20 protein-coding genes and 2 pseudogenes are annotated in these 21,981 nt (G+C 69.8%); 11 read left to right on the top strand and 11 right to left on the bottom strand.

The window, feature by feature from the left end; translation table 11 throughout:
• Nucleotides 1–2 precede the first annotated feature (2 nt).
• From Actob_RS21145 to Actob_RS21135, 3 genes are all read left to right on the top strand, one after another.
• Nucleotides 3–986, top strand: a complete 984-nt coding sequence (locus Actob_RS21145; protein WP_284922045.1) for a carbohydrate ABC transporter permease — start codon at nt 3–5, stop codon at nt 984–986.
• 2 nt (nt 987–988) lie between these two features.
• Entirely contained in the window at nt 989–1,822 is an 834-nt protein-coding gene (locus Actob_RS21140) for a carbohydrate ABC transporter permease (RefSeq protein ID WP_284922044.1), read from the top strand.
• A gap of 99 nt (nt 1,823–1,921) precedes the next feature.
• Nucleotides 1,922–2,743, top strand: coding sequence for a hypothetical protein (locus Actob_RS21135; RefSeq protein WP_284922043.1), 822 nt, complete (start codon nt 1,922–1,924; stop codon nt 2,741–2,743).
• Nucleotides 2,744–2,750: 7 nt separating this feature from the next.
• Here Actob_RS21135 and Actob_RS21130 read toward each other — a convergent pair whose 3' ends face one another.
• Both Actob_RS21130 and Actob_RS21125 read right to left on the bottom strand, forming a co-directional pair.
• On the bottom strand, nt 2,751–3,608 hold the full coding sequence (locus Actob_RS21130; protein ID WP_284922042.1) for a flagellin: 858 nt from the start codon (nt 3,606–3,608) through the stop codon (nt 2,751–2,753).
• 183 nt (nt 3,609–3,791) lie between these two features.
• Nucleotides 3,792–4,223 carry a hypothetical protein gene (locus Actob_RS21125; RefSeq protein ID WP_284922041.1) on the bottom strand — a complete coding sequence of 144 codons (432 nt, stop codon included), beginning with the start codon at nt 4,221–4,223 and terminating at the stop codon, nt 3,792–3,794.
• A 192-nt stretch (nt 4,224–4,415) separates the two neighbouring features.
• On the opposite strand from Actob_RS21125, the gene Actob_RS21120 reads away from it, so the two are divergent.
• Complete coding sequence (locus tag Actob_RS21120; protein WP_284922040.1) at nt 4,416–5,501, top strand: hypothetical protein; 1,086 nt, start codon at nt 4,416–4,418, stop codon at nt 5,499–5,501.
• A 3-nt stretch (nt 5,502–5,504) separates the two neighbouring features.
• On the opposite strand, the gene Actob_RS21115 is transcribed toward Actob_RS21120, so the two are convergent.
• Both Actob_RS21115 and Actob_RS21110 read right to left on the bottom strand, forming a co-directional pair.
• A complete protein-coding gene (locus Actob_RS21115) occupies nt 5,505–6,080 on the bottom strand; it encodes an NADPH-dependent FMN reductase (RefSeq protein WP_284922039.1) in 576 nt (191 codons plus the stop codon).
• A gap of 243 nt (nt 6,081–6,323) precedes the next feature.
• Nucleotides 6,324–6,905, bottom strand: coding sequence for a TetR/AcrR family transcriptional regulator (locus tag Actob_RS21110; protein WP_284922038.1), 582 nt, complete (start codon nt 6,903–6,905; stop codon nt 6,324–6,326).
• Between the two features lie 147 nt (nt 6,906–7,052).
• Here Actob_RS21110 and Actob_RS21105 point away from each other — a divergent pair, with 147 nt between their 5' ends.
• Entirely contained in the window at nt 7,053–7,907 is an 855-nt protein-coding gene (locus tag Actob_RS21105) for an alpha/beta fold hydrolase (protein WP_284922037.1), read from the top strand.
• Nucleotides 7,908–7,937: 30 nt separating this feature from the next.
• Here the strand turns inward: Actob_RS21105 and Actob_RS21100 are convergent, their stop codons facing one another.
• Nucleotides 7,938–9,260 carry an MATE family efflux transporter gene (locus Actob_RS21100; protein ID WP_284922036.1) on the bottom strand — a complete coding sequence of 441 codons (1,323 nt, stop codon included), beginning with the start codon at nt 9,258–9,260 and terminating at the stop codon, nt 7,938–7,940.
• A gap of 597 nt (nt 9,261–9,857) precedes the next feature.
• Between Actob_RS21100 and Actob_RS21095 the strand changes: the two genes are divergently transcribed.
• The 3 genes from Actob_RS21095 to Actob_RS21085 all read left to right on the top strand — a co-directional run bounded on the left by Actob_RS21095 (nt 9,858) and on the right by Actob_RS21085 (nt 13,584).
• A complete protein-coding gene (locus Actob_RS21095) occupies nt 9,858–12,215 on the top strand; it encodes a ricin-type beta-trefoil lectin domain protein (RefSeq protein WP_284922035.1) in 2,358 nt (785 codons plus the stop codon).
• 149 nt (nt 12,216–12,364) lie between these two features.
• Complete coding sequence (locus Actob_RS21090) at nt 12,365–12,973, top strand: ClpP family protease (RefSeq protein ID WP_284922034.1); 609 nt, start codon at nt 12,365–12,367, stop codon at nt 12,971–12,973.
• Nucleotides 12,970–13,584 (top strand): ClpP family protease, encoded by a 615-nt coding sequence (locus Actob_RS21085; RefSeq protein WP_284922033.1) that lies wholly within the window; start codon nt 12,970–12,972, stop codon nt 13,582–13,584. Before Actob_RS21090 ends, Actob_RS21085 begins: the two co-directional genes overlap by 4 nt.
• A 44-nt stretch (nt 13,585–13,628) precedes the next feature.
• On the opposite strand, the gene lon is transcribed toward Actob_RS21085, so the two are convergent.
• Entirely contained in the window at nt 13,629–15,881 is a 2,253-nt protein-coding gene (lon, locus tag Actob_RS21080) for an endopeptidase La (protein WP_284922032.1), read from the bottom strand.
• A 247-nt stretch (nt 15,882–16,128) separates the two neighbouring features.
• On the opposite strand from lon, the gene Actob_RS21075 reads away from it, so the two are divergent.
• Entirely contained in the window at nt 16,129–17,007 is an 879-nt protein-coding gene (locus tag Actob_RS21075; protein WP_284922031.1) for an alpha/beta fold hydrolase, read from the top strand.
• 164 nt (nt 17,008–17,171) lie between these two features.
• Here Actob_RS21075 and Actob_RS21070 read toward each other — a convergent pair.
• The 3 genes and pseudogenes from Actob_RS21070 to Actob_RS21060 form a co-directional block, all read right to left on the bottom strand.
• Nucleotides 17,172–17,324: pseudogene (locus Actob_RS21070) on the bottom strand (IS5-like element IS4811 family transposase); the annotation flags it as partial.
• Between the two features lie 133 nt (nt 17,325–17,457).
• Nucleotides 17,458–18,018, bottom strand: coding sequence for a hypothetical protein (locus Actob_RS21065; RefSeq protein ID WP_284922030.1), 561 nt, complete (start codon nt 18,016–18,018; stop codon nt 17,458–17,460).
• Nucleotides 18,015–18,803: an SDR family NAD(P)-dependent oxidoreductase gene (locus tag Actob_RS21060; protein ID WP_284922029.1), complete on the bottom strand. Its 789-nt coding sequence runs from the start codon at nt 18,801–18,803 to the stop codon at nt 18,015–18,017. Before Actob_RS21060 ends, Actob_RS21065 begins: the two co-directional genes overlap by 4 nt.
• A gap of 504 nt (nt 18,804–19,307) precedes the next feature.
• On the opposite strand from Actob_RS21060, the gene Actob_RS21055 reads away from it, so the two are divergent.
• Entirely contained in the window at nt 19,308–20,417 is a 1,110-nt protein-coding gene (locus Actob_RS21055) for an IS110 family RNA-guided transposase (RefSeq protein ID WP_284920015.1), read from the top strand.
• Between the two features lie 207 nt (nt 20,418–20,624).
• Nucleotides 20,625–20,807 (top strand): annotated as a pseudogene (locus Actob_RS21050) (NF041680 family putative transposase); the annotation flags it as partial.
• A gap of 9 nt (nt 20,808–20,816) precedes the next feature.
• Here Actob_RS21050 and Actob_RS21045 read toward each other — a convergent pair.
• Together Actob_RS21045 and Actob_RS21040 are read right to left on the bottom strand one after the other, a co-directional pair.
• Complete coding sequence (locus Actob_RS21045; RefSeq protein WP_284922028.1) at nt 20,817–21,596, bottom strand: hypothetical protein; 780 nt, start codon at nt 21,594–21,596, stop codon at nt 20,817–20,819.
• Nucleotides 21,597–21,616: 20 nt separating this feature from the next.
• A complete protein-coding gene (locus Actob_RS21040; RefSeq protein ID WP_284922027.1) occupies nt 21,617–21,970 on the bottom strand; it encodes a hypothetical protein in 354 nt (117 codons plus the stop codon).
• Nucleotides 21,971–21,981 lie beyond the last annotated feature (11 nt).

Here is a 21,981-nt window from a genome sequence, read left to right as displayed (position 1 = left end):
GAGTGGCCGGCAGCTTCCTGGTGGCCGACCGGGTACGCGCCGGAGGTGGCCAGCAGCCGCCTCCGGCGCGTCCCCGCCGGCGCGGCATCGGCTGGGCGCAGCGCCTGGAGATCGCGGCGCTGTCCGGCCCGGCGATCCTGGTGTTCCTCGCGTTCGTGATCTTCCCGGTGCTGCTGGCCGCCTACTACGGCTTCTACAAGTGGAAGGGCTTCGGGCCGCCGACCAACTTCGTCGGCCTCGACAACTACCGGACCATCCTGCAGGACACCGCGTTCCGCGAGGCCCTGTGGCACAACGGCCTGATCCTGGTCCTCTCGCTGGTGTTCCAGGGGCCGATCGCGATCGGCCTCGCGCTGCTGCTCAACCAGCGGATCCGGGGCCGCTCGGCGATCCGCGTGCTGATCTTCGTGCCGTACGTGATCGCCGAGGTCATCGCCGGGACGGCGTGGGCGCTGCTGCTACAGGCCAACGGCGCGGTCAACGGCGTACTGCGATCGATGGGTCTCGGCTGGCTGGCACAGGACTGGCTGGCGAACCCGAAACTCGCCCTCTGGACCCTGATAATGATCCTGACCTGGAAGTACATCGGGTTCGCGGTGATCCTCTTCCTGGCCGGCATGCAGAACATCCCGGAGGAACTGGCCGAGGCGGCGGCGGTGGACGGCGCGTCCTACTGGCAGATCCAGCGGCGCATCACGCTGCCCCTGCTCGGGCCGACCATCCGGATCTGGGCCTTCTTGTCGATCATCGGCGCGCTGCAGCTGTTCGACATGGTCTACATCATCTGGGGCCAGTACGTGGCGTCCACCGCCGGCACCTCGACGATGGTCACCTACATGGTCAACGAGGGCCGCAACGCGAGCAACTACGGGTACGGCAGCGCGGTCGCCGTCGTGCTGTTCACCGTCTCCATGACCATCGCGCTGCTGTACCAGCGTTTCGTTCTGCGCCGGGACACCGACGGCGCGCTCACCGGAGGACAGTAGGCATGGCCGGCAGGAAAGACAGCACCTGGGGCAACCCGATCGTCTACGTCGGCGCCCTGCTGCTGGTCGGCCTGATGCTCGGGCCGGTCGTCTACATCATCATCGGCGGGTTCCGGACCAACTCGCAGATCACCACCGACCCGGCCGGCCTGCCGGACCCGTGGCAGCTGGACCACTACACCGGCGTACTGACCAGCGGTACGTTCTGGCGCCAGGTCGGCAACTCGACGATGGTTGCGCTCGCCACCACCGCCGGTGTGGTCGTACTGGGGGTGATGGCCAGTTACGTGCTGGCGCGATACCGCTTCCGCGGCCGCGGCGCGATGTACGCGCTGTTCGCCGCCGGCCTGATGTTCCCGGTCACCGTCGCCATCACTCCGCTGTACATCCTGGTGAAGACCATCGGGCTGGTGAACACCCTGCCCGGCGTCATCCTCCCGCAGATCGCCTTCGGCCTGCCCACGACGATCATCATCCTGGTCCCGTTCCTGCGCGCGATCCCCAAGGAGATCGAGGAGGCGGCCGCCATCGACAGGTGCAGCCGGCTCGGCTTCTTCTGGCGGATGGTGCTGCCGCTGTCCGTGCCCGGGCTGATCACCACCGGCATCCTGGCGTTCGTCAACAGCTGGAACAGCTACCTGCTGCCACTGTTCATCCTCAACGACCCGGACACCTTCACGCTGCCGCTGGGTGTGCAGGCGTTCGCCTCGCAGTACTCGGTGGACACCGCGAAGGTGCTGGCGTTCACCTCGCTGTCGATGATCCCGGCACTGATCTTCTTCAGCCTCTTCGAGCGCCGCATCGTCGGCGGGCTCACCGGAGCGGTCAAGGGGTGACGCCCGAGCCCGGCCCGGCCGGCGGCACGCGCCGGGCGGGCCGGCGCCTCATCCGGCCGGGGTGACGCGGCAGCGGGCACCGCCGGGATGGACTTGTCCATGGACGCGACCCGCTATCCGACGACGCCGGCCGAGTGGTCGACGGCCCGGCACCGCCACGTCGGCCCGTTCCTCACGCACGTCACCTATCGGCGCTCCGACGGGCGTACCGTCGTATGGTCCTCCCGCGGTCACCGCAAGCACGCCTCCCGGCTGTCCGGGGCGTCCTGGTGGATCGCCGTGCTCTTCGCCGCGGGGTCGCTGTGTTTCCTCGTCGCTCCGCTCCCGGCGTTTCTCCGGCTCGCCGGCCCGGCCGCGGACGGCACGGTCTTCTTCGTGGGGTCGCTGCTGTTCACCTCGGCGGCCGGTCTGCAATGGCTGGAGACGATCAACACCAGCCGCGCACCCGGCCGGCCGGCGGCCGGGCACCGGTGGCGGCTGCTGACCTTCGAGCCACGCCGGATCGACTGGTGGAGTTGCGGCCTGCAGCTGGCCGGGACGCTGTTCTTCAACGTGACCACGTTCCGGGCGCTGTCGGTCGGGCTGGACTCGCCCGGCTACGACCGCCTGGTGTGGCGGCCGGACGCCCTCGGCTCGCTCTGCTTCCTGCTCTCCGGCTACCTGGCCTACGCCGAGGTCACCGGGCACCTGCTGGCCCTGCCGGACAGAACGCTGGAGTCGGCGATCGCCGGCGTGAACCTGCTCGGCTGCCTGGCCTTCGCGGCGGCAGCGGTGGCGTCGTACGTCATCCCGTCGGCCGGCAGCGAGCGCGGCCCGGCCGTGGTGAACACCGGCACCGCGCTGGGTGCGCTGTGCTTTCTCGTCGGCGCCCTGCTGTTGTTTCCCGAGAGCGGCCGGAAACCGGCCGCCGAGCGGGCGTGACCACCGCTCACGGCGCCATCAGCAGCTGCCGCACCATCGACAGCTGCAGGTTGTTGACCTGGGCCAGCATCGCCGAGGCCGCCTCGGCGCGCAGCTGGGCGGCGGTCAGGGTGACGGTCTCCTGGGCGACGTCCAGGCCGCTGATCGTGTCGAGCCCCGAGTCGAGCCCGCTGATCTGGCTCCCGATCGCCGAGGCGTGGTAGCCCATCGCGGCCGACACGCCGCCGGTCGAGGCGAGGCTCGCGGTGACCGCCGCCTGCGCCGCGTCGATCGCCGCCAGGGCATCGCTCTGGGTGGTCGGCGAGCCGGCGGTGAAGTCGATGGAGTCCAGCTTCAGCGGGCCGGTGCCCAGGTGGGCGGCGTCGACGGCGATCGCGGTCAGCTGGACGTCGTCCGACGCGCTGCCGGTGCCGGCGACCTTGAACGACAGCGGGGTCGACGCGATCGAGCCGTCGAGCAGCTTCGTGCCGTCCGCCGCGGTGGTGGTCGCGCTGATCCGGGTCAGCTCAGCGGTCAGCGTGTCGACCTGCTCCTGCACCGCGCTGACCGAGGCCGGGTCGGCGGCGTTCAGCGCTAGGACGTCGTTGCGCAGCTCGATGAGCAGGTCGGACGCCGTCTGCAGCCCGGCCGACGCCGCGTCCGCTGTGGTCACCGCGTCCTGCGTCGCCCGCAGGTAGAGGGTGGCCGCGCCCCGCTGGGTGCGCAGCGAGATCTCCACGGTGGCGGCCACCGAGTCCTCGGCGAACGAGGTGAACCGTCGGCTGGAGGCGATCCGGGCCGTGGACTGGTCGACAGCCATCAGCGCCTGCGCCTGGTAGGCGGCGATACGCATCGCGGTGCTGCTACCGGTTCCGGTCAGGTACATGGGGGCTCCTCGCGTTGCCGCTCGTGGTGAAGTCGGCCCGCACCGTCGGCAGGGCACTCCCGAACCGCAACGTTTCCCTCCTCAGATCCTCCGGCCGCCGACCGAAGCCGCCCGAACGGCCGAGCCGCGCTGCCCGGTCCGCGCGGTCCGCCGGCCGCCGGCGACCGGAGCTGACCGACGGGCTCAGGCCGGCAGGTACGCCCGGAGCACGACCATCTGCTCGGCGGTGACGAAGGACGGGTTGGCACCCTGCGGCTGCCGCAGCACCTCCAGCGCGGCGAGCTCCCCGTCGGCCCGCACGGTGTCCCGGTGCACCCGCCGGTCCTCGTCCAGCCAGCGCAACGCCAGCGGCACGCGCAGCTTGCCGCCGGACACCGCCGGCCGGCCGCTCAACTCGCCGACCGCCCAGATGCCCGGGGTCACCCGGCGGCGATCACCGCTGACCCAGAGGAGCGCCGGCTGCCCGGCCGCCATCAGATCGGCGCGATAGCCCGGCCGCACGCACCAGGTCCGGACCGGCTGCCGGCGCGCGGCCACCTGGGCGATGTCGGAGCTCACGCCGTTGGCCTTGAGCAGCCAGGCCCCCAGGTTCTCGATGCTCACGGCACGCGTCACTCCGCTACCGTACGACCGGGTGCCGGCCCGTCACCGAGCGACCCGCTGACCCACCCGCGACGCCGTCGGCAGCACGCCGGCGATGTATCGCCGCTGAATGCCTCCCGGGCGGCCGAGCCGTATACCTTGGTCGGCGCCGGATAGACCATCGGCCGTCGCCGCCGCACCGGGCCGTACCCGAGGCTGTGACGCATGGGTCTTAATCGAGCACAGTTTCTCGGCCTGGCCGCGGCGGCGGGTGGCGCGGCACTGCTCCCGTCCGCCGCCGCGACCGGTGCGACACGACGCGGCCTGCGGCTGCGCGGCGTCGTCTACGAGATCGACGACACCTGGAACGCCCACCGCATGCGCCGCGACCTCCGGGCCATCCGGCACGATCTGCACGCCGGCACGGTGAAGGTGACCGGCACCGGCGTCGACCGGCTCGCCGCCACCGCCACCGAGGCCGCACAGCGCGGGCTGCACGTCTGGCTGGAACCGACACTCGGCGACCGACCGGCCGCGGAGATCCTCGACCACCTCGCCGAAACCGGCCGCGTCGCCGAACGCCTGCGCCGCCAGGGTGCCGCCGTCCACCTGAGCGTCGGCTGCGAGTTCGTGCTGTACGTACCGGGGATCGTCCCCGGCGACAACGCCCTGGAACGCATCGAGAACCTGCGCAAGGGCACCTTCGACCCGGAGAAGATGGTCCGCCGCCTGCGGCGCTTCACCGCACGCGCCGCCGCCACCGGCCGGGCGGTGTTCCACGGCCGGCTGACCTACGCCGCCGCCGAGGACGAGGACGTCGACTGGGACCTCTTCGACATCGTCGGCCTCGACTACTACGGATACTTCCCGGACCACGCCGGCTACGTGCGCGACATCCGGCGCCACCTGCGCCCCGGCAAGCCGCTGGCCGTCCTGGAGTTCGGCACCTGCACCTTCGCGGGCGCACCCGAGCGGGGCGGCCTGGGATGGCAGGCCGTCGACTACACCAAGGAACCGCCCGAGGTGCAGGCCGGCCTGGTACGCAGCGAGCGCACCCAGGCCCGCTACCTGGCGAACGTCCTCGCCGCGTTCGAGTCGCTGAACCTGTACGCCGCGCTGGCGTACACCTTCGTCACCCCGGAGGCCGAGCACCGCCGCGAGCGCCGCTACGACCTGGACATGGCCAGCTACGCCATCGTCAAACCGATCAGGGACCGGCCCGGCGACCCCGGCTCCGACTGGCACTGGGCGCCGAAGGAGGCGTTCCGCACGCTCGCGCGGGCGTACGGTGCGCACGCCCGCGCGAGGTGACGGTCAGCCCGCCCGGACCCCGGACCGCAGCTGCCGCACCCCGGCCTCCACCTTGACCAGCTCGTCCAGCATCGCTGTCGCCGCGTCCTCGGTGGAGCCGGCGGGCGTGAACACCCCGTCGGCGATCAACGGCGCGTGGAACGGGATGTTGACGCTCTCGAAGACCGGCAGCATCCGCAGCGTGGTGACGACCTGCTTGAGCTGCTGCACCGCCCGGGTGCCGGCCGCGATCCCGCCGTAGGAGACGAACCCGACCGGCGCGTACGCCCACTCCTGCGACAGGTGGTCCAGCGCGTTCTTCACCGCGGCCGGATACCCGTAGTTGTACTCCGGGGTCACGATCACGAACGCGTCGGCGGACTCCACCTTGGCGCTCCAGTCCCAGGTGTGCTGGTGCACGTACTTCTTCAGCCGCGGGTGGTGCGGGTCGGCCAGCAGCGGCAGGCCGATCTCGGCGAGGTCGGCCACCTGCACGTCGAAGCCGCCGTGCTTGGTGGCGAAGTCGGCGAACCACTGGCCGATGGGCAGGCCCGCCCGGCCGGGGCGGGTGGAGCCGATGATCACCATGAGGTTGGGCATGAGCTGGTGCTGCCTTTCAGTACGCGCCGCCGGCGGCCGCGCTGTGGTGGTGCGGTTCGATCAACCGCGGAGCTTCGGTACGATCGCGCGTCCCGATCGCGCCGGCCGACCGCTCGTGCGGCGGGCGGCGCGCTGACACGTACGCGAAGAGGGTTTGACTCGATCTGCTCCCGCGGGCTGGGATGGGACGAGGCCGGCGATCATCGGCCACATTGTCTACCACCGCACGATCACCCGGCGCGCTCAGCCCTGACCCAGGACTGCGCGCAGGACGCCGCGCACCGTCACGTCGAACAGATCGCGTCCGGCCGGCGGCGGTGACGGCGTGGTGAGGGCGGCGAGCAGGTTCGGGAACGCCGCCAGGTCCATCCCGCCGAAGCCGGCCGGCGATCCGCCGGACTCACCGCGCGACTCACCGCGGGCGAAGAGCGTCACCACACCCGTCATCATCGCGATCGCCTCGAACTTGGCGGCCGTCGCGGCCGGGACCGGCCGCAGAATTCCCAGGCAGTGGTCGAACCACGCCAGGGAACGCGGTCCGAACGCGGTCGGCCGCGGCATGATCTCCACCAGCCACCGATGCCTGCGGTACAGGTCCAGTTGCCCCCGGGCGACCCGCAGCATCAGGTCCGGCCAATCACCGGAGATCTCCGGGTACGGCAGCAGCTCCCCCGCCGCCTGATCGGCCATCAGGTCGAGCAGGTCGTCGCGGGACGACAGGTAGCGGTAGAGCGTCCCGGCGCCGGTGTTCAGCGCGCCCGCGACCGCCCGCATGGAGACCGCGCCGATGCCGTCGGCGTCCGCCATCGCGATCGCGGCACGCACTATCTCGTCCCGGGAGTGCGCGGGCGCCGGTCCACGCGTACCTCTGGCCGGTCGCGTCCACACGGACTGCCGCACTGGTTCAGCGGGTGTCGTCACCGCTACACTCTAAAACCGCGAACTACGTTCGCAGTTTCTAGGGAGGGTGAGATGGATCAGCACTGGACCATCCAGCGAGTCCCGGCGGCCGACGGCGCCGAGATCGTGCTCCACTCGACCGGCGCCGGGCCCGGCCTCGTCGTGGTCCACGGCGGCGGTGTCACCATCGAGATGTACCGGCGCACCGCGCGCCGGCTGGCCGACCGCTTCACCGTGCACCTCTACAACCGCCGCGGCCGCGCCGACGCCGCCGCCCGCGCCGAGCCCTACGACGGCGAGCAGGACATCGACGACCTCGCGGCCCTGCTGGCGCACACCGGAGCCGGGAACGTGATCGGCCACAGCGGCGGCGGCTTCATCGCTCTGCGCGCCGCCGCCCGCCGGCTGCCGATCGCCCGGCTCGCCCTCTACGACGCGGCCGTCCAGGTCGACGGCATCGGTTCGTACCGGTGGCTGCCCGCCGCCCGGCAGGCAGCCGACGCCGGCGACATCGCCCGCGCCATGGCGATCGTCGGTGCCGGCGTCCACACCGAATCGGCGTCCTCCCGCCTGCCACTCGCCCTGCGCATCGCCATGTGCAAGCTCTTCTTGCGTACGCCCATCGGCCGCACCATGGGCGAATTGCTGCCGACCACGCTCGACGAGACCGCGCTGATCCACCGTTTCGACGGTCCACCGGGGCAGTGGGCCGGCGTCCAGGCGGAGGTGCTGCTCGCCAGCGGCGCCGACGGGCCGCCCTATTGGCCGCCGACCAACGAGGCCCTGGCCGCAGTCATGCCGCACGCCCGCACCCTGGTGGTGCCGCGCGCGAATCACGACGCCCTGAATCGCGCTCCGAAACACCTGATCGACGCCCTCGCCGAGTTCTTCCTCTCCCCGGTCAGCTCGGAGCCCACCCACCCGTGAGGTTCAGGCGGTGAGCGCCCGCTTCCCCGCTTACCGGCGGCCGCGATCGATCAGATATCGGGCACTCTGCCAGCACGTCAGAAACCCGGCGACGTTGCTGATCGCCAGCAGTTTCGTCAGCGTGTTGCTGCCGACCGGCTGAGGAAGCAGAAACGCGATCACCAACAGCACCGCGAAGTAGACGGCGTTGAGCAGGAGCGCGGTCCGCGCCCGGCCCACCTGTTCCAGGTAGGTCAGCACGGCCAGGGTCCCGCCGAAGACCGCGTACGTCGGCCCCATCCACAGGAAGTAGTCGGCGGTCGTCCGCGCCACGTCCTCGTCCGCGGCGAGCAGCCGGCTCAGCGGATCGCGCAGCACGACGGCCAGGATGCCGATCCCCGCGTAGGCCGGGAGGGAGATTCGCACGGCGGCGCTCAGGCCGGCCGCGTCGATCGGCCGCCGCACCTCCCCCTGTCGCAGGTTCGCGACGATGGCCGTGCCGGACCCGACCGCGATCGCCACCACCATGAAGAGGGAACTCGCGCCCTGCCCCAGATTGAATCCGGCGATGTCCGCGCTGGTGGCGTCGCGGAGCACCCGCAGGTAACCGAAGTTCACCGAGGACAGCATCAGGAAAGTGACCGCCACCGGCGCTCCGAACCTCCACAGTTCCGCCGCCGCGTCCCGCCGGAACCAGGAACTGGCGGCCGGGTGCCCGCGCAGCAGCCAGCATGACGCGGCGCCGGCGACCACGCCGGCTGTCAGCGTGCCGCCCGGCACCGCGAGCATGCCCAGGTCCGTCCAGACTCGCAGCACCACCATGGCCCCGATGGACACGACGGTGAATCCGACCGCGAGGACCGACGACGCGACCGTGCGTCCCATGCCTCGCAGCACCGCGCCCCCGGCCAGCGGCACCAGACTCACCACCGTAGCCAGACAGACCGCGACCACGAAGATCAGCACTGCCCCGCGGTCCGCCGGATCGACCTCGAGCGCGTTCAGGATCGGGGTCGCCGCGGCGGCGAACACCCCGGCGGTGAGGATCAACGCGCCGCCGCCCAGCACCAGGAAGGTCGGCAACGGCCGGAGGGTGTCGCGCCGCCCCGAGCGCGTCGCGATTCCCGCCGATACCTGCGTGGCGACCACGAGCCCTTCGGTGACGGCCAGGACCAGAAATCCGATCGGGGTATATATCGCACGCACGTAGAGCGCGTCCTCGCCCAGCCGGCCCAGGAAAGCCAGGGTGAAGATCTGCAGCACCAGGCCGGCCAGCAGCCCCACCAGAATGGACGCGGAAAACCGGATCGCCGGGACGACCAACGATGCCTTCCCGGCGACGGCGAGATCCGTTTCATCGATCAAGAAGGCCACCCGGTCCAGCGCATGATTGACCCTTCCCCGGCTGCCATCTCCGCCGTGCAGCCGGTCAGCAGCGGCAGGCCGGCGAACTCTTCGACAGTGCGCGTCATGCTCGTACCTTCCGGCCTGACACGAGGTGAGAGTCAAGCCCCGATTCGCGGCGCCACCATTTGGTCCACACCGCTGCCGCCCGCGGAACTGTCCGTCGCCGGCGTTGTCGAAGCGGACGTGGACACCGGCCGGGAACCGTGTCCGAAGAAGCCGTGGCAACCCACAAACCATCTCGGTCGGCCATCAGGAGCCGCTACTGGACAGGCACGCTCGCATCAGGCGCCCCGGTCACCGCCGAGCGGGCCGGGCCGGCCCGGGCACGGACCGACGTGCGCGCAGCGATCGGCCGCCGGTACCGACTTGACTGCACACACTTCAACGCAACCACTCAACGATGCGAAGTGACCGTTCGGCGACGGTGGCGAACCGCTCGACCTTCCGTAAGACATCGACGTTGACAGATGCATGCGGAGGCGAAAGGCTTCGGGATACCCGCAACCAACCATGATGCGACATTGTCGATCGTTATCACACGCGGGCTTCCCCGAGGAGTGACTCATGCGTCACTTGGTCATGGCCGTGGTCGCCGCGGTCACCATCGGCAGCGTGGCGGCTCCGGCCCCCGCCGCGGCCGCCGTCACCACCATCGCGATCAACGGCACGGTCGCCGGTCGCACCTTCGACGGCGTCGGAGCGATCAGCGGTGGCGGCGGCAACTCCCGCCTGCTCATCGACTACCCCGAGCCGCAACGCACCCAGATCCTGGACTACCTGTTCAAGCCGGACTACGGCGCCGCCGTCCAGCTGCTCAAGCTGGAGATCGGCGGCGACGGGAACTCCACCGACGGCTCCGAGCCCAGCCACCAGCACGTGCGCGGCGACGTCAACTGCGACGCCGGCTACGAGTTCTGGCTGGGCGAACAGGCCGTCGCCCGCAATCCGGACCTCAAGCTGGTCGCCCTGCCGTGGACCGCGCCCGGCTGGATCGGCGGCGGGAACTTCTGGTCCTCGGACATGATCGACTACGACATCTCGTGGCTGAACTGCGCCAAGCGGCACGGACTCACGATCAGCTACCTGGGTGGCTGGAACGAGCGCGGGCACGACAGCACCTGGTACAAGAACCTGCGGACCGGGCTGGACAACGCCGGCTACGGGTCGGTGCGGATCGTCGGTGACGACAGCGGCTGGGGCATGGCCGACGAGTTCGCCGCGGATCTGGCGCTCAAGAACGCGGTCGGCGTGCTCGGCAACCACTACGTGTGCGGGTACCTGTCGCAGGCCGACTCGTGCAGCACCACCGGCAACGCGCGCGGCAGCGGAAAGCCGTTGTGGGCCAGCGAGTTCGGCTCCCAGGACGACAACGCCGGGGTGGTGCCCTACATCCGTACCGTCAATCGGGGTTATCTCGACGCGGAGATCACCGGATACCTGAACTGGCCGCTGATCGCCGCCATCACCCCCAATCTCCCGTACGCCACGGTGGGCCTGATGGACGCCGGCTCGCCCTGGTCCGGGGCCTATCGCGTCGGCCGGAACCTCTGGGCGAACGCGCACTACGCCCAGTTCACCAAGCCCGGCTGGCGCTACCTCAACAGCTCGGCGAGCGGCTATCTCGGCGGCAACCGGGCCAACGGCAGTTACGTGTCGCTCAAGTCGACGAACAACAGTGACTACAGCACGATCTACGAGACCAGTGGCAGCACCGCCGCGCAGACCGTGAACGTCACCGTCTCGGGCGGGCTGAGCACCGGCACCGTGCACGTCTGGTCGACCGACATGGGCTCGCCGGACACCGCCGACTGGTTCGTCAGGCAGGCCGACGTCACGCCGTCCGGCGGCTCCTACACGCTGACCCTGCAGCCGAACCGGATCTACACCGTCACCACCACGACCGGGCAGGCCAAGGGCACCGCGGCCGGCCCGGCCCCGCACGGTCTCGCCCTGCCCTACACCGATGACTTCGACGGGTACGCGGTGCGCAAGCTGCCCCGCTACACCGAGGACATGCAGGGCTCGTTCGAGACGCGCGCCTGCTCGGCCGGGCGGTCCGGGATCTGCCTGCAGCAGGTCACGCCGCAGCGGCCGATCAACTGGCAGGACGACAGCGACGCGTTCACGCTGTTCGGCGACGCCGGCTGGACGAACTACACGGTCGGCCTGGACGTGAACATGCAGCAGGCCGGCACCGTCACCCTGCTCGGCCGGGCCAACACCCAGAACCGGCCGCAGAACCGGCAGGCCGCCTACCAGCTGCGGGTCAACAACAACGGCGGCTGGGCGATCGTCAAGCACACCACCGGCAACACCGACACCACGCTCGCCTCCGGCACCCGCGCCGCCCTCGGACTCAACAGCTGGCACAACCTCAAGCTCGGCTTCTCCGGCAGCCAGATCACCGCGAGCATCGACAACACGACGCTCGGCACGGCCAACGACTTCTCCTACGGCAGCGGCCAGGCCGGCGTGGGCGTCGTCGGCTACCAGACCGACCAGTTCGACAACCTGAGCGTCACCCCGAACACCGGCCCGGTCCTCAGCACCCTGCGCGGCGTCCAGTCCGGTCGCTGCGTCGACGTGCCCGGCGCCGCACAGACCAACGGCACCCAGGTCGCCCTCTGGGACTGCAACGGCGGCAGCAACCAGAACTTCACCCTGACGGACGCGAAGCAACTTCAGGTGTACGGCGCCAAGTGTCTCGACGTCGACGGCGCGAGCACAACCGACGGCGCGAAGGTGCAGATCTGGGACTGCAACCGCGGCGCCAACCAGCAGTGGAACGTGAACCCGGACGGCACCGTCGTCGGCGTCGGCTCTGGCAAGTGCCTGGACGCGACAGCCCAGGGCACGGCCAACGGCACCCGGCTGGAGATCTGGACCTGCAACGGCGGCGACAACCAGAAGTGGGTCCGGTGACACGGTCACCGGCGCCGCCACTGCCTGGTCGGCACGCCGGCCTCTGCTGAGGGCAGAGCGGGTCTGCTGACCGCAGATCGGCTGGGCGGACGGCCGCCTTCCCCGCGAGGGTGAAGGCGGCCCGTCCGACCTATCCGAAGGAGAAGGCCATGCAACAGGCCATCAGTGGTTCCGTCGACGACCAGGTAGCCGTCCAGCTGCTGCACCAGCGCATCATCGTGCTCGGGGCCGAGGTCGACGACCCGATCGCCAACCGGATCTGCGGGCAACTGCTGCTGCTGTCCGCCGAGGACCCGCAGAGCACGATCAGCCTGTACATCAACTCGCCCGGCGGGTCGGTCACCGCCGGGCTGGCCATCTACGACACCATGCGGCTGATCCCCAACGACGTCAGCACCCTCGCCCTCGGGCTGGCCGGCAGCATGGGCCAGTTCCTGCTCACCGCCGGCACCCCCGGCAAGCGGTTCGCGCTGCCGCACGCGCAGGTCCTGATGCACCAGGGCTCGGCCGGCTTCGGTGGCACCGCGGCGGACGTGGAGATCTACGCCAACCAGCTGGAACGGCTCGGCCAGATGCTGCTGCGGCTGACCGCCGAGCACACCGGCCAGCCGTACGACACGGTGGAGCTGGACAGCCGCCGCGATCGCTGGTTCACCGCCGAGGAGGCACGGGCGTACGGCCTGATCGACCACATCATCGACAGCGTGGACGACGTACGCCCGGAAATGGCCCGCCAGCCGATGGGACTGAGCGCATGAGCCAGTACACGATCCCGACGGTGGTGGAGAAGACGCCGAGCGGGGAGCGCGCCTTCGACGTCTACTCACGGCTGCTGGCGGACCGGATCATCTTCCTCGGCACCGAGATCGACGACGGGGTCGCCAACGTGGTGATCGCCCAGCTGATCCACCTGGAGTCCAGCGGGGAGCAGGAGATCGGGCTGTACATCAACTCCCCCGGCGGCTCGTTCAGCGCGCTGACGGCGATCTACGACACCATGAACTTCGTCCGCTGCGACATCGCCACCATCTGCGTCGGGCAGGCCGCGTCGTCGGCCGCGGCGCTACTGGCGGCCGGCACGCCGGGCAAACGCTCGGTGCTGCGGCACGCCAAGGTCACCCTGCACCAGATGTCCAGCCAGGCCCGGGGCACCCTGCCGGACCTGGCGGTGGAGGCCAAGGAGGTGGCCCGGGTGCGGGCCGAGATGGACCAGATCCTGGCCGAGCACACCGGACATCCGGCCACCAAGATCCGCGAGGACACCGACCGCAAGCTGGCCCTGTCGGCGCAGGACGCGGTCGCCTACGGGCTCGCCGACCGGGTGATCACCCACCGGGAGCCGCGGTCCTACCGGCTCAACGCCGCCTGACGGCGGGGTGCGCCGGAGCCGTGCGGCTCCGGCGCACCCGCCGGTCAGGCCGCCGCGGCGACGCCGGTGGAGACCGGCTCCAGCGCGGAGGCGAGGATCTCCCGCACGTCCGCGACGACGTGCACGGTCAGCGCCGCGAGGACGTCGGCCGGGACATCGTCCAGGTCGGGCTCGTTGCGCCGCGGCAGGTACACCTCGGTGAGACCGGCCCGCTGGGCGGCGAGCAGCTTCTGCTTCACCCCGCCGATCGGCAGGACCCGGCCGGTCAGCGACACCTCGCCGGTCATCCCCACCTCGGCGCGCACGTTGCGGCCGAGCAGCAGCGACACCAGTGCCGTCGTCATCGTGACACCGGCGGACGGCCCGTCCTTGGGCACCGCGCCGGCCGGCACGTGCAGGTGGATCGGATGGTCCAGCTGCTCCGGCGAGATGCCGAGCTCCTCGGCGTGCGCCCGGACGTAGGAGAGGGCGATCTGCGCCGACTCCTTCATCACGTCGCCGAGCTGCCCGGTGACCGACAGCCCGCCCTTGTCGCCGGGCAGCAGCGACGCCTCGATGTAGAGCACGTCGCCGCCCATCCCGGTGACGGCGAGACCGGTGGCCACGCCGGGGACCGCGGTGCGCTCGCCCGACTCGGGGGTGAACCGGGGCCGGCCGATCAGGTCCTTGAGGTCGCCGGCCTCGACGGTGGCCGGCAGCTGCCCGAGGGCCACCTTGCGGAACGCCTTGGCGAGCAGGCGCTCGAACGAGCGTACGCCGGCTTCCCGGGTGTAATTGGCGGCGATCTCGCGCAGGGCGTCGTCGGTGACGGTCACCTCGCCCTCCCGGAGGGCGGCCCGCTCCAGCTGCCGGGGCACCAGAAAGTCGCGGGCGATGGCGACCTTGTCGTTCTCGGTGTACCCGTCGATGGAGATCAGCTCCATCCGGTCGAACAGCGCCTGCGGGATCGTCTCCAGGACGTTCGCGGTGGCGATGAAGAGCACGTCGGACAGGTCCAGGTCGAGATCGAGGTAGTGGTCGCGGAAGGTGTGGTTCTGCGCCGGGTCGAGCACCTCCAGCAGTGCCGCCGCGGGGTCGCCGCGGTAGTCGCTGCCGACCTTGTCCACCTCGTCGAGCAGCACCACCGGGTTCATCGAGCCGGCCTCCCGGATGGCGCGCACGATCCGGCCGGGCAGGGCGCCGACGTAGGTCCGGCGGTGTCCGCGGATCTCCGCCTCGTCGCGGACGCCGCCGAGGGCGACCCGGACGAACTTGCGGCCGAGGGTCCGGGCGACCGACTCGCCGAGCGAGGTCTTGCCGACGCCGGGCGGGCCGGCCAGCAGGATCACCGCGCCGGAGCCGCGGCCGCCGACGACGGACAGGCCGCGCTCCTCGCGGCGGGCGCGGATCCCGAGGTATTCGACGATCCGCTCCTTGACCTCGTCCAGGCCGTGGTGGTCGGCGTCCAGGACCGCGCGGGCCGCGCCGAGGTCGGTGGTGTCGGTGGTGCGCACCGTCCACGGCAGATCGAGCACCGTGTCCAGCCAGGTCCGGATCCAGCCGGCCTCCGGGTTCTGGTCGCCGGCGCGTTCCAGCTTGCCGACCTCGCCCAGCGCCGCCTCGCGGACCGCGTCGGGCAACTCGGCGGCCTCCACCCGGGCCCGGTAGTCGTCGTTGCCGTCCGGTTCGCCCTCGCCGAGCTCCTTGCGGATCGCCTTGAGCTGCTCGCGGAGCAGGTATTCGCGGTTGCGCTTCTCGACGGACTCGCGGACGTCCGCCTCGATGGTGTCGTTGACCTCGGACTCGGTCAAGAAGTCGCGGGTCCACTCGATCAGCAGCCGCAGCCGGGCCTCCACATCGGGTGTCTCCAGCAGCTCGCGTTTGCGGTCGTTGGACAGGTAGGGCGCCCAGCCGGCGGTGTCCGCCAGGTCGCCGGGATCGTCGATGGCGCTCACCGACTCGATCACCTGCCACGCCTCGCGGCGCTGCAGCACGTTGACCACCAGCTGCTTGTATTCGGCGGCGAGCTCGCGGGCGTGCTCACTCGGCGCGCCGATCGCGACCGGTTCGGCCTCCACCCAGAGCGCCGCGCCGGGACCGGTCACGCCGCTGCCGATGCGGGCGCGCACACCGGTCCGCAACACCGCGGCCGGGGCACCGCCGCGGGACTTGCCGACCTGCCGGACGCTGGCCACCACGCCGTGCGAGGCGTACCGATCCTCCAGGCGCGGCGCGATGAGCAGTTCCGAACCGGCCGAGGTGCGGGCCGCGTCGACGGCGGCCTGGGCGGCCTCGTCGAGTTCGATCGGGACGACCATGCCCGGAAGCAGAACGATGTCTTCTAGGAACAATACGGGGAGTCGCTTGCTGGTCACCCGGCACCTCCGAAAGTTGAGTCTGCCGTGCTCAACTAGAAAGATCCCCGCTCTCTTCCAGCGTTCACTGTCGGCGAAACCCCAGGATCAGAACCCGATTGGCGTACGCCCGCGTCAGCGCCCGGGCTCGGCTGGGTGCGCGGCCGATGAGCGGATGCGGGCTGCCCGGCTGGCGGGTAGCGTCCGACTGATGTTTGACCGATTCCGTCTCGATCGCGTGGACCTGGGTGAGGTCACACTGCGAGTCAGGTACGGAGGTGCCGGCTCGCCGGTAGTCCTGTTGCATGGTCATCCCCGGACCCATACGACCTGGCACGAGGTGGCTCCCAGACTGGCTGAGAGCCACCTCGTCGTGGCGCCCGACCTGCGCGGATACGGTGGATCGACGCTTCCGCAGGATGCGCCGGACCATGCGCAGTCGAGCAAGCGGGCGATGGCCCGCGACGTCGTACTACTGATGTCCCACCTCGGTCATGACCGATTCGCTGTGGTCGGGCACGATCGTGGGGCTCTGGTAGCGTTTCGCGCGGCCATGGACCACCCGGACGCGGTTTCGCACCTGGTTGTCATGGATGGGCTACCCGTCATTGAGCACCTTGAGCGAACGGACGCCGTCTTCGCCCGCACCTGGTGGCACTGGTGGTTCCTCGGGCAGACCGACATGCCCGCCGAACGCGTGATCTGCGCCGACCCGGACGCGTGGTATTCGACCCCCGAGCCCGCCGAGATGGGCAGCGGTAATCACGCTGATCTCTGGGAAGCCCTTCACAATCCGGCGGTCGTCCACGGAATGTGCGAGGACTACCGGGCCGGCCTGGGCATTGACCGTGAGCACGATGACGCCGACCGGGTGGCCAGACGGCAGGTCATGTGCCCGACATTGCTCCTGGAATCCGCTGACGACGACCTCGACATCCACGGCGATCCGGCCGCCATCTGGGCTCCGTGGCTCGCCCAACCACTTCAGCACCGCGTGATCGACAGCGGACACCACCAGGCCGAGCAGGCGCCGGGCTCGGTGGCCGAGTCGGTGCTCGAATTCCTTTCCCGCGGCAAGCCACCCCATTGAACCCGCCCACGCGCGTCACGCAGGGCCGTCCGTACGCTCGGCGGCCCGGGGCCGAGACTTTGCACGCCGGCTCGCGTCCGGGTCTGCTGCGATCCGCGCGTCTTCGGATGTCCGGCTGATCAGGCGGCAACGAGCTTGTGCAGGGCGGCCCGCCGACCATCCGCACGGGTGATCCGGCGGGTCATAAGGGTGATGTCTGCCCAGGTGATGTGGGCTTCGGAATGCTCCGGGAGGCGTTCGTAGTCTCGGGCGTTGCGCCGTGCACCCATCAGCCAGGACAGTGACCGCTCGACGATCCACCGGCGGGGCAGCACCTTGAAGCCGGCCTGGTCGCCGCGGACGACCCGCTGCCGTCACCGAGGCCAGCTACGCTCCCTGCCGGTAGGCGGGCCCGGTGCGTGTCGAGACCGAAGCGGAGCGCGCGTTATCTGCGGCGGATCCGGATATTCGTCAGGCTGGCTTATCGATATCGCCTTCCTTGCCCCTCGATGACGGGCCTGGCCTACGGGTAGCGTGCAGGCGGTGCTGGGCGAGCGCGACCCAGTGCGGTGTGCCGTAGGCGGCGACAAGGTCGCGCCGCGTGTGTCGCCATTGTTCCGCGGCGGGGGGTACGCCGATGGCGTGCAGGTATTCACGGTCGGCGAGGACGAAGTGGCGGCGGTACGGCAACAGCACCAATGTGTCATTGTCGGCGAGAAACGTCCTGGCCTGCAAATAGCTGGGAAACCAGTGGCTGAGCAGCCCGGTGCACCGTGGCGCATGCCAGAACGTGCCCAGGTCGTCGCCGATCTGCGCGCCGCCGCCGAGTACTTTCCGCGCCTGGTCCCAGCTGGCGAAGCCGGCGTTCTTGGCGACCAGGGTCAGGCAGTGCCGTAGACGCCAGTCGGTCACCGGCAACGGGTCAGGCCCCAAGCGGGCCTGCAACTGACCGAGAAGGCTGGAGTCGCCCCGGCGGGCGGCGTTGAGGGCGAGGCGGGCTCGGGTCTTGAGTTCGGTGACCAGGGCGTTCATGCCAGTGCCCCGAAGTCGGTGAACGGCGTGCCGGCGCCGACCACGGCACGGTGGCGCGCTTCGGTCCAGTCCATGGTTTCCGGATGGGTGAACCAGTAGAACGGTGCGCCGCTGTCGAGGCCATCGAGAACTCGGCGGGCAAACGCATCGGCCGGCTCAGCCTCGCGCATCGCGGTTCTCATGAAACTTTCAAACGGGTTGGGCTCGGCGGGCGTGGCGTGGGCAACCTCGGCGTAGCGGTTCACTTCGGTGATGTCGGTCCGTACGAGACCAGGGCAGAGGGCGTGGACACCGACACCGTCACCGAGAGCCTGGTAGTAGAGACCTTCCAGCGCGCTGAGCAAGGCCGCCTTGGTAGCGCGGTACGGGCCCGCGCCCGGGTAACTCTGCAAGGCCGCCGCCGACACGGTGACCACCGCCTTGCCGCGGCCGGCGACCAACTGGGGCCACCACAGACGAAGGGTACGGATGACGCTGAGCACGTTGACGTCCCAGGCCCACTGCCACGCTTGCTCCGGCGAGGACAGCACATCGCCGGAGACGCCGACACCCGCGTTCGCGAACAGGTAGTGCACCGGCCGCGATGACAGCGACTCTGCCAGCTCTTGCATAGCGGCACCGTCGCGGACGTCGAACTCGTACGCCTGGACGCGCTCGTCCAGGCGGCTGGTGTCGCGGTCGACGGCCACCACCTCCACGCCACGGGTGAGCAGGTCCTGCGTGAGGGCGTAGCCGATACCGGAGCCGGCACCGGTGACCACGGCAAGGGGCAACAGGGAAGACATGACAACTCCAATGCGCTTCTGTGGCCACCCGCGTTGACCGGAAACGACTCATTGGGCTGTCGAGGAGACGATGAGTACGCCATGAGGGTGAGAGCCTCTTGCGCGGGCAGGCGCCCCTCAGCACCTGAGGCGATCACTGTAACCGACGTTCCCGACGCCGGTCGACCGGCTCCCGACGAACGCGCTCGCCGCCCTCAAACGCACGGCTATCGGCTACTTGTTTCATTGCCCTAGGACCGCGGCCCGGCCAGGCTTCGGTCTAGACGTCCGGGCTGTCGCTCTCATTTCGGCTGCCCACCTAGGTGTGGCTCTCATTTGGCCTGCGCAGTCCCGGGCGTCGCCACAGGGCAGGGAGAGGCTCAAGAGAGGTTTGCACAGCTCAAAGTAGCGATGCCCTCCCAGCTCGACGAACCGTCGGATCGAGCACCGGAGGGATACATGAACCGGTCGCAGCGTGTGGTCATCGGCATGGACCCGCACAAGCGCTCTGCCACCATCGAGGTAATGACCAGCGACGAGACCATCCTGGGCACCGGCCGGTTCGGCACCGATCGAGACGGCTACAAGGACATGGTCACGTACGCCAAACAGTGGCCAGACCGGGTCTGGGCCATCGAGGGCTGCCAAGGAATCGGCCGGCACATCGCCAACCGGCTCCTGGCCGACGGCGAGCAGGTCGTCGACGTCCCACCGAAACTGTCCGCCCGCGCCCGGGTGTTCGCCACCGGTCAGGGCCGTAAGACAGACGCTACCGACGCGCACTCCATCGCGCTGGTCGGCACCCGGATGGCCGGGCTGCGTCCGCTGGTCAACGATGAACAACTGGCCGTGCTACGGATCCTGGCCGACCGGCGCCGCTCCCTCGGCGAGGACCACACCAGGATGGTGTCGCAGCTGCACCAACTGCTGCTGGAGCTGATCCCCGGTGGGGCGAAGAAGAGCCTGTCCGCCGCTCAGGCCAAAGTACTGCTGGCCACCGTCCGACCGCGGGACGCCGCCGGCAAAGCCCGCCGGCGGGTGGCTGCGGAGCTGATCGCTGACCTTGAGCGGATCTACCAGCGGTCCAAGCAGGCCGACAAGGAGCTCAAGGATCTGGTCGCCGCCACCGGCACCACGCTGATGGACCTGCACGGCATCGGCCCGTCCGGCGCAGCCCGGCTGCTGATCGAAGTCGGTGCGGTCATCCGTTTCCCGGACCGCGGGCACTTCGCCTCCTGGAACGGCACCGCACCCATCGACGCGTCCTCCGGCGACCAGGTCCGCCATCGGCTCTCCCGGGCGGGCAATCGGCAGATCAACCGAGTCCTGCACATCATGGCCACCGTCCAGCTACGCCGTCCGACCGAAGGCCGCGCCTACTTCGACCGCAAGAAAGCAGCGGGGAAGACGTCGATGGAAGCCATGCGGGCACTGAAACGGCGCCTGTCCGACATCGTCTACCGACAGATGATCAACGACGCCACCGCGGCGATGGCGACGGGTCCGGGAGGACACCGGGGAACGTCAGCGAACTCCAGCGTGACCGGCTCTCATCCCTACACCGGCTCTTCGGAGAAGTCACTTCCCGAACCCGCCGACAGCAATCTTAGAACCTCAATCCAGACCACGTCTTGACACAGAGAGGAGCCAAATCCGTGCGTTCGCAGGACACGCCTCCGCTCTTGCTGGCGGTGACCGCGCGCCATCCGATGAGGATGGGCGTATCGGGCACCGATCGACGCTCGTCGTGGCGGTCGTGACGGACAGGGCGGATGCGATCGATGTGTTGGCGGGGTTCCGTGAGCAGCTCTACCGATGCAGGACCAGGCGGGCGGAACCTGCGCGACCAGCGTCTCGCCAGCGCGTGCACCTGAACCCAGCCGCCCGGGCCCCGGACGGCCGCCAGGCTCCCGCAACCGGCAGCCCGCCGCTCGCCACGACGTAGGACTCATCCTGGTCACCGGCCAGGCACACCAACGACCGACCCACCACAAGAAGGGCACCAAACCCCGCCGAACTGGTTGAACGACAAGCTCAGTGCCAGTCACACCGGATGTCGCCGGCCATCTCCGGATGCTCGACGCAGTCGATCAGCCCCATCTTCTCGGTCAGCGACGCTCCGGCCAGCACCTCGGCATAGGTCTGCACCACCTGCCGGCACTTGTCGATGTCGAGGACGAGTTCCACCCCGGAGTCGTGCCACCCGCTCGGATCGCAGCTGGACAGCCCCGTGTCGATCAGGTCGGCGTACGGGACGATGTCGTCCTTCCATGCCTGGATGACTTCGGCGATAGGTACGATCAGACCCTTTCCGGTTTCTGCGAGGTGGATGACGAATTTCTGTGCGGCGTTCAGATCGAGTTGTTCGTCGATTGTGGTTCCGGGCAGGAAGGCGACGAATGGCTGCACCGCCTCGCCGCATTTCTTGATGTCGTCGACCAATTGTGGCGAGACGGGGTGCCAGGTGGTCGGGTCGCAGTCGGCGAGGCGGGCGCCGGTGAAGTCGATCCCGGGAATTCTTCCATTTTTCAGCGCATCGATCAGCGCGGGCATCGGCAACCGGCCGCCCTGCCCCACTTTGTCGACGTAATCGCCGATTCTCTTCTGCGCCTCCCGGAGGATTTCGGCAGGACCGGGAATCGGGTCGGTGGGAAGTACGCGGATGCAGGTTCCGCCGGGCAGCGGAAGACCGTTCTTGCATTTCTTCGCCGCCGCGGTCGCCGGGTCGGGTGACGCTGCCACCGGCGATGGGGAGCATCCCACGATCATGGCCGCGAGCAGGCCTGCTGCGAATCTCGTTTTCACCATCGACATGCGGGGGACGGTCGCGTTCGTCACGGCTGCTTGAGATACATGCGGTTGACGAGGCTGTAGTCACTCGTGCTGGCCAGGTGCACCTCGACCCGTTTCCGGAATGTCAGCGCGGCCAGACCGGTGGCGAGGAACTGTTCGGGATTCAGCTTCCCGTCGAACCAGATGTCACGGGCGAAATGTCCGGGATCCGAGGAATGATCGCGGAGCAGAACGTAAACGGTGTCGCTGTCGGCGGCCGGCCCGACCGACCTCACCTCGCAGTCGTGACACCAGTAGCCGTCGTCCGCCACATCGGGCGCCGCGGCGGCCGGGCCGCCGAAGGCGACCGACAATGCGGTGGCCGCCGCGATCGCCGACCATACGGGCTTCCTCATCACATTCTCCA

The sequence above is a fragment of the Actinoplanes oblitus genome (genome assembly GCF_030252345.1).
Taxonomy (GTDB): domain Bacteria; phylum Actinomycetota; class Actinomycetes; order Mycobacteriales; family Micromonosporaceae; genus Actinoplanes; species Actinoplanes oblitus.
This window is presented reverse-complemented; position numbering and strand designations above follow the sequence as displayed.